This window comes from Streptomyces sp. MnatMP-M17, assembly GCF_900091995.1.
Taxonomy (GTDB): Bacteria; Actinomycetota; Actinomycetes; order Streptomycetales; family Streptomycetaceae; genus Streptomyces.
In genome coordinates this window covers 1-7,279 of record NZ_FMDK01000998.1, presented here as the reverse complement: position 1 = coordinate 7,279, position 7,279 = coordinate 1, and the positions used below count along the sequence as shown (strand labels likewise).

Here is a 7,279-nt window from a genome sequence, read left to right as displayed (position 1 = left end):
ATTGAAAGGGGACGAAGGAAACGGACCCGTAAGGGCACCGCGCCTTCAACTACCAATGCCAGAACCGAAGTACCGGATCCGCGCGCTGCACACGGCGGCCACGATCACCGTCTACCAGGCGTATTCGCCGGCCATCGGCCTGCCCACGGCCCGTGACGGACGGTTCCCCGCCGCCTGGAAGCGGGATCGTATGACATGGATCAAGCCTTCGTTCCTGTGGATGATGTACCGCTGCGGCTGGGGCACCAAGGAGGGCCAGGAGACCGTACTCGCCGTGGAGATCTCCCGGGACGGCTTCGAGTGGGCGCTGCGGAACGCCTGTCTGTCGCACTACGACCGTGCCGTGCATCCCGACCAGGCGGCCTGGAAGCGGGAGCTGAGGACGGCTCCCGCCCGGGTGCAGTGGGATCCGGAGCGGGATCTGGACCTTCGGCCGCTGCCGTACCGCTCGCTTCAGCTCGGTCTGTCCGGCGAGGCCGCGCGGCGGTACGCGGACGAGTGGATCGTCTCCGTCACGGATGTGACCTCGCTCGCGCACCGGATCCATGCCCTGGTGCGCGAGGGCGACCGGTCCACCGCCGAGAAGCTGCTTCCCGCCGAGACCGGCTATCCGGCCGGTGAAGAACTCCTCTCCCACCTGAGCGCCGCCTGAGACCTGCCTGTGTACCGCGTCTGGTGTAGGTGTCCTTCACCTCGTACTACCCGAGGAGGCCACCGAGTTCCGACCGGTGGCAGCGGCATCGGTTGCAGGGCCCGTTTAGGGTTCAAGCATGGAGACCCGAACCCCCCGCCGGTCCCGGCCGCGCCCGCGCTGGCTCGTGGGCGTGGCCGCTTTCGCCGTGCTTGTCGGAGCCGGTACCTGGACCGCCGTCGCCTCGGACGGGCCGCCCGCCGTCCATCAGCAGGACCAGGTGCTGAACATGCCCGGCGCCCGGATCGACACCTCGTACTTCACCACCGACGGCGGACGCAGACCCGCCGTGCTGATCGGGCACGGCTTCGGCGGCAGCAAGGACGATGTGCGGGCCCAGGCCCAGAAGCTCGCGCGTGACGGATACGCGGTGCTGACCTGGTCGGCGCGCGGCTTCGGGAAGTCCACCGGAGAGATCGGGCTCAACGACCCCGACCACGAGGTCAAGGATGTCTCCCGGCTGATCGACTGGCTGGCGAAGCGGCCCGAGGTCCGGCTCGACGGCAAAGGCGATCCCAGGGTGGGCGTGACCGGTGCCTCCTACGGAGGCGCCGTTTCCCTGCTCGCCGCCGGATACGACCAGCGCGTCGACGCGATCGCGCCGCTGGTCACCTACTGGAACCTCGGCGACGCGCTCTTCCCCGACGGTGTCTTCAAAAAACTCTGGGCCGGGATCTTCTTCTCCACCGGTGGCGGCTGCACCACCTTTGAAAAGCAGCTCTGCGCCATGTACGAACGCGTCGCCGTCTCCGGCACACCGGACACCGCCGCCCGTGAGCTGCTGGAGGAGCGCAGCCCGTCCGCCGTCGGCGACCGTATCGATGTGCCCGCGCTGATCGTGCAGGGCCAGACCGACTCCCTCTTCCCGCTCGGCCAGGCCGATGCCATGGCCAAGGCGATCAGTGCCAACGGCGCGCCCGTCGACGTCGACTGGATGGCGGGCGGACACGACGGCGGTGACCAGGAGAGCGACCGGCTCCAGGGCCGGATCTCGTCCTGGTTCGACCGCTATCTCAAGGACGAGAAGGGCACGGACACCGGACCCGCCTTCCGGGTCAGCCGTACCGGAGGCATCGACTCCACCGATGGCCAGACCCAGCTCCGTGGCGCGAGCAGCGATCGCTATCCGGGCCTGGAGAGCGGCTCCACCACCGTGCCGCTCGCGGGAGGCACCCAGACATTCGCCAACCCGGCCGGCGCCAGCCCGCCCGGAGTCTCGGCCGTGCCGGGACTGACCGGCGGAGTCTCCCAGCTCTCCTCGCTCGGCGTCGGCCTCTCCCGCGACTTCCCCGGGCAGTACGCGGGCTTCGACTCCCGGCCACTGGCACATTCGCTGCGGATCACCGGCTCACCGACGGTCCGGGCCACGGTCGCCTCCAGCAGCGGTGACGCGGTGCTCTTCGCCAAGGTGTACGACGTCGGCCCCGACGGCCGGTCGCAGGTGCTTCCCTCGCAGCTTGTCGCGCCCGTACGCGTGGAGGACGCACGCCAGGGCAGGACTGTCGGGCTGACGCTGCCCGCCATCGACCATCAGATCGTGCCCGGCCACCGGCTCCGGGTCGTCCTCGCCGCCACCGACCTCGGCTATGCCTCGCCGGTCACTCCGGCCACCTACCGGGTCGCCCTGGACGGCCCGCTGACCGTGCCCACCGTGCCCGCCCTCACCACCGGCTCCGCCGGGCTGCCCTGGTGGGTCTGGGGACTGCCGGCGGCGGGCGCGCTGATCGCGGGCGCCCTGCTGCTCACCGCGCGCCGCCGCACCAACGCCCCGGCACCCGATCCCGCGCTCGCCGAGGTGCCCTTGCAGATCACCGATCTGAGCAAGCGGTACGCCAAGTCCGCCGACCGGTACGCGGTACGGGATCTCTCCCTCCGGGTCGAGAAGGGGCAGGTGCTCGGTCTGCTCGGCCCGAACGGCGCGGGCAAGACCACCACTCTGCGCATGCTGATGGGCCTGATCAGCCCGGACGCCGGTGAGATCCGGGTCTTCGGGCATGCCGTACGGCCGGGTGCTCCCGTGCTCTCCCGCGTCGGCTCGTTCGTCGAAGGCGCGGGCTTCCTGCCGCATCTTTCGGGACGGGACAATCTGGAGCTGTACTGGCAGGCCACCGGCCGCCCGGCCGAGGACTCCCATATCGAGGAGGCCCTGGAGATCGCCGGGCTCGGGGACGCTCTCGCACGGGCCGTACGCACCTACTCCCAGGGCATGCGGCAGCGGCTCGCCATCGCACAGGCCATGCTCGGTATGCCTGATCTGCTGATCCTTGACGAACCGACCAACGGTCTCGACCCGCCGCAGATCCGCGAGATGCGGGATGTGATGATCCGATACGCGGCCGACGGCAGAACGGTCATCGTCTCCAGCCATCTCCTCTCCGAGGTCGAACAGTCCTGTACTCATCTCGTGGTCATGCACCGCGGGCAGCTCATCCAGGCAGGCCCGGTCGCGGAGATCACCGGCTCCGGCGACACCCTGCTCATCACCACCGCCGAGCAGGTGTCCGAGCCCGTCATCGGGAAGGTCGCCGCGCTGGCGGGCATCGGCTCGGCCGTACGCACGGACGACGGACTGCTCGTACAGCTCGACGGTGCGAGCGGCAGTTCCCTGATCACCGAGCTGGTACGGCTGGACGTACCGATCACGGGCGTCGGGCCGCACCGCCGCCTGGAGGACGCGTTCCTCACCCTGATCTCAGGAGGCTCCGCATGAGCGCGCTGATCGAATCGGCCCCCGGCTACCGGACACGGCGCACCCTGCCGCTCCGCGTCGAGGCGCTGCGCCAGCTCAAGCGCCGGCGGACGCTGGCGATGGGCGGCGTGCTGGTCGCTCTGCCCTTCATCCTGGTCGCGGCGTTCGCGATCGGCGGCACTCCGGGCGCCGGTGAGAACAACCGGGTGACCCTGATCGAGACCGCGACCGCGTCCGGCGCCAACTTCGCCGCCACCTGTCTCTTCGTCTCCGCGGGCTTTCTGCTCGTCGTGCCCGTCGCGCTGTTCTGCGGAGACACCGTGGCCTCCGAGGCGAGCTGGTCCTCGCTGCGCTATCTCCTCGCCGCGCCCGTGCCCAGGGCCCGGCTGCTCTGGAGCAAGCTGGTGGTGGCGCTCGGTATGAGCGCGGCGGCGATGGTGCTGCTGCCGCTGGTCGGGCTGGCGGTGGGCACGGCGGCATACGGCTGGCGGCCACTCGAACTGCCCACGGGCGGCACTCTGGCCTCCGCCGACGCCCTGCCGCGGCTGGCTCTGGTCGTCGCGTTCATCTTTGTCTCCCAACTGGTCACCGCGGGACTCGCTTTCTGGCTGTCGACCAAGACCGATGCCCCGCTGGGCGCGGTCGGCGGCGCGGTCGGTCTGACGATCGTCGGCAATGTGCTGGACGCCGTGACGGCGCTGGGATCATGGCGGGACTTCCTGCCCGCGCACTGGCAGTTCGCCTGGGCGGACGCGCTTCAGCCGCAGCTCGAATGGGGCGGCATGCTGAAGGGCTCGGCGATCTCGGTGACCTATGCGCTGATCCTCTTCGCCCTGGCCTTCCGCGGCTTCTCCCGTAAGGACATCGTTTCCTAGGCCCTCGATTCACCCGGCCCTAGATCCACCCTCTTCGAGCCGCTTCCGCGCCCGCCCGGAAGCGGCTCGTCGTGCCGAGGGCGGTGAGCAGCTCGCCGACGCGACGGCTGTATGTCCGGCTCGACATCCCGAGCCGGGTGGCCGCCGTCTCGTCCGTGAGCCCGGCCAGCAGGGCTTCCAGCACAGGCCGGAGCTGTCCCGGCAGCACTCCGGGCGTGGGGAGCGCGGCCGTCGGGAGCTCCTCGCCCGTCTCCCACCACGCCTGGTGCGTACGGACCAGCGCCTGGACGATCACCGGATCGCGGATCAGCAGCAGTCCGTGGTAGTGGAGTTGGAGATCGAGCGGAACCGCCGCCACCGCGCGGTCGACCAGGATCATCTTGAACGGGATGGAGTCCGTCTGTCTGGCCCGGCCGGGAAGCTGACGCGGCAGCGGATACGCGAGCCCGGCCAGCCCGTGCCGTGGCACGATCCGGCGGACGCCGACCGAGGGCGAGCGGCCACGTCCCTTTCCGCCGACGCCGGGACCCGTGCCCGCGCCGCCGTCCTGCCAGTCCAGATCGCCCGCCGCCCGTACACAGGCGCTGGCGAACTCAAGGAACTGCTCGGGAATGCACTGGCCCAGACAGCTTCCCGGATCGTCGAAGATCAGCAGTTCACGGCGGGCGGAGCGGACCAGAGCCGTCAGTGTGGCCGTCACCTGACGCACCCCTCGGATCTGCCGGCCGGGAGGATGGAGCGTGTCCACCACGTCCTCCCGCATCACGCCCAACGACAGCGCCGACCTGTTGAGCACGGACCCTGAAACATCCGCCACGGCTGACCACCCCCGCCATCCCCTCGGAGCCGTACGCCACTCCATGTACGCACATCATCGCTCACCGTGACAAGTGCAGTTCAGGGAGTGGCGACTCCATGCCAGAGCCTCGGCAATCCGCCCTTTCTGCCACATGCTGGTGATCACTCGGTATGAAACGACACAAGCTGTCCGGGACAACCCACGACAAGTGAGACACATGAGACGGAGGGAGGATGACGATGAACCGCCAAGGACGGGCCAGGGACCGGCCGAACCTTCACCGATGAGGATGACCCGCCCGGGCGACTCTTCACCGTGATCGAGGAGCACTCAAGAACGGTGCCGTGCCTGCCTCTTGGTGCGAGATGATGGATCGCATGGCCACTTTGCTGCTCGCTCTCTCCGCGATCTCCACAGGTCTGTACGCGGGGAACTTCCTCATATTCCAGACCGGTGTCATGCCCGCCCTTGCCCGGCTGACGGACGAGCAGTTCGTCCCGGCCATGCGCAGGATCAACGAGCTGGTGCCGCGCCCGCTCTTCCTGCTGACCTTCTTCGCCATAGTGGGCTTCCCGATAGCGGCCCTCGCCGTCCCGGTCGACGGCCGCTCCGAGAACCAGAAGTGGCTTCTGGTGGCGGGACTGGTCTGTGTGGTCCTCAACCATTTCATCACCATCGGCGGCAATGTCCCGCTCAACAACCAGCTCGCCGCGTCGACTTCCTCTCCTGACAGTGTGGTGCGCAAGGCGTTCGAGTCGCGCTGGAACGCCTGCCACCGGGCCCGCACCCTGTTCTCCGTCGCCGGCTTCATCCTGGTGGTCAGCGCCACCCTCTCGTAACGAGTCGGCGAGGCGGGCGGGCAGGTCCGGCGGCAGGGTTGTGGGCGTCAGACGACCTTGAAGTTGGCCATCATGCCCATCCCGCCATGGTCGATCAGATGACAGTGGTACGGGAACACTCCGCGATGACTGTTGAATGTCACCAGGAGTTTGACGCTCTGACCGGGCATCACCACCACGGTGTCCTTGCGCCCCGCCTCCGAAGCGGGGACTGGGCCCCCGTCGCGTTCGAGGACGCGGAACTGCACCAGATGCATATGGAAGTTGTGCGGTATGAGCGTGCTGGCGTTGGTGACGGTCCAGACCTCGGTGGCGCCCCAGTTCACGGTCGTGTCGATACGGTTCGGGTCGTAGCCCTTGCCGTTGATGAAGCCCTGCTGAGTGGCGCCCGTCTCGTCCATGCTGAGCTGGAAGCTCCGCTCCACGGTGGCCTTCCGCGGCGCCGGCAGTGAGGTGAGGGTGGCGGGGACCCTGCTCGGGTCGTGCACCCGGGCGCCGACGTCGAACCGCATGACCTGGCCGATCTCCTCCACCGGCCCCGGACCCATCAGGTTCTTCAGAACGAGCTGGGTGCCCGGGCGGTACTGAGCGAAGTCGATGACCAGATCGGCGCGTTCACCGGGGGTCAGCAGAAGCTGTGTGGTCGGGACCGGCTTCTCCAGCAGTCCGCCGTCGGAGCCTATCTGAGTCATCGGGCTGCCGTCGGAGAGCTCAAGCGCGAAGAACCGCAGGTTGGAGGCGTTGACCAGCCGGAGGCGGTATTTGCGTCCCTTGACCTTCATCACCGGCCAGGGCCTGCCGTTGACCAGGATCGTCGTCCGGTTGAAGGCGTCGTCCATCTCGTAGACGAGCTGCGCGTCCGTGTCGAACCGCGCGTCGCGCAGGACCAGCGGCACCTCGAACTCGCCGGAGGGCAGCCCGAGCGCGTCCTCCCTGTCGTCGCCCAGCAGATAGACATTGGACAGCCCGCGGTAGACATGCTCGGACTCCATGTGGTGCGCGTGGTCGTGCATCCACAGAGTCGCGCCCGGCTGGGAGTTGGCGTATGTGTATGTCCTGGTGGCGCCCGGCGCGATCGTGTCCATCGCGCCGCCGTCGTCGGCCGGCGGGTTGTTGCCGCCGTGCAGATGCACCGAGGTCGGCATGGACAGCGAGTTGACCTGCTTGACCACCACGGTCCGTCCGGAGCGCGCCCGTATCGTCGGGCCCGGGAAGGAGCCGTTGTAGGTGAACAGCTCCGTCGTGGTGCCCGGCAGGATCTCGCGCCGGGCCTTGGCCATCACCACCGAGTAGTAGTCCGTGGTCGCCGATCTGCGGACCGGCGCGAGCACCGGTGGCCGGGTGAGAGGCGCGCTGAACGGCGTGACAGGACCGGCGGGGAAGGGC

6 protein-coding genes are annotated in these 7,279 nt (G+C 68.8%); 4 read left to right on the top strand and 2 right to left on the bottom strand.

Annotation, left to right across the window (positions count from 1 at the left end; all coding sequences use genetic code 11):
• Positions 1–55 precede the first annotated feature (55 nt).
• The 3 genes from GA0115259_RS34890 (at position 56) to GA0115259_RS34880 (ending at position 4,255) form a co-directional block, all read left to right on the top strand.
• Complete coding sequence (locus GA0115259_RS34890) at positions 56–652, top strand: DUF4291 domain-containing protein (protein WP_093604318.1); 597 nt, start codon at positions 56–58, stop codon at positions 650–652.
• 118 nt (positions 653–770) lie between these two features.
• Positions 771–3,401: an alpha/beta fold hydrolase gene (locus tag GA0115259_RS34885; protein WP_093604316.1), complete on the top strand. Its 2,631-nt coding sequence runs from the start codon at positions 771–773 to the stop codon at positions 3,399–3,401.
• Positions 3,398–4,255, top strand: coding sequence for an ABC transporter permease (locus GA0115259_RS34880; protein ID WP_093604314.1), 858 nt, complete (start codon positions 3,398–3,400; stop codon positions 4,253–4,255). The genes GA0115259_RS34885 and GA0115259_RS34880 overlap by 4 nt, the downstream gene beginning before the upstream one ends.
• Positions 4,256–4,274: 19 nt before the next feature.
• Here GA0115259_RS34880 and GA0115259_RS34875 read toward each other — a convergent pair whose 3' ends face one another.
• Positions 4,275–5,051: a helix-turn-helix transcriptional regulator gene (locus GA0115259_RS34875; protein ID WP_256098283.1), complete on the bottom strand. Its 777-nt coding sequence runs from the start codon at positions 5,049–5,051 to the stop codon at positions 4,275–4,277.
• A 380-nt stretch (positions 5,052–5,431) separates the two neighbouring features.
• Here GA0115259_RS34875 and GA0115259_RS34870 point away from each other — a divergent pair, with 380 nt between their 5' ends.
• Positions 5,432–5,893, top strand: a complete 462-nt coding sequence (locus GA0115259_RS34870) for an anthrone oxygenase family protein (protein ID WP_093604312.1) — start codon at positions 5,432–5,434, stop codon at positions 5,891–5,893.
• Between the two features lie 47 nt (positions 5,894–5,940).
• On the opposite strand, the gene GA0115259_RS34865 is transcribed toward GA0115259_RS34870, so the two are convergent.
• Positions 5,941–7,279 (bottom strand): multicopper oxidase family protein (locus GA0115259_RS34865; RefSeq protein WP_107469362.1); only part of this gene is annotated, 1,339 nt, incomplete at its 5' end.

Bases quoted from the DNA above. Each gene is read 5' to 3' on its own strand.
- GA0115259_RS34890 (WP_093604318.1), top strand. From the start codon at position 56: ATGCCAGAACCGAAGTACCGGATCCGCGCGCTGCACACGGCGGCCACG.
- GA0115259_RS34885 (WP_093604316.1), top strand. From the start codon at position 771: ATGGAGACCCGAACCCCCCGCCGGTCCCGGCCGCGCCCGCGCTGGCTC.
- GA0115259_RS34880 (WP_093604314.1), top strand. From the start codon at position 3,398: ATGAGCGCGCTGATCGAATCGGCCCCCGGCTACCGGACACGGCGCACC.
- GA0115259_RS34870 (WP_093604312.1), top strand. From the start codon at position 5,432: ATGGCCACTTTGCTGCTCGCTCTCTCCGCGATCTCCACAGGTCTGTAC.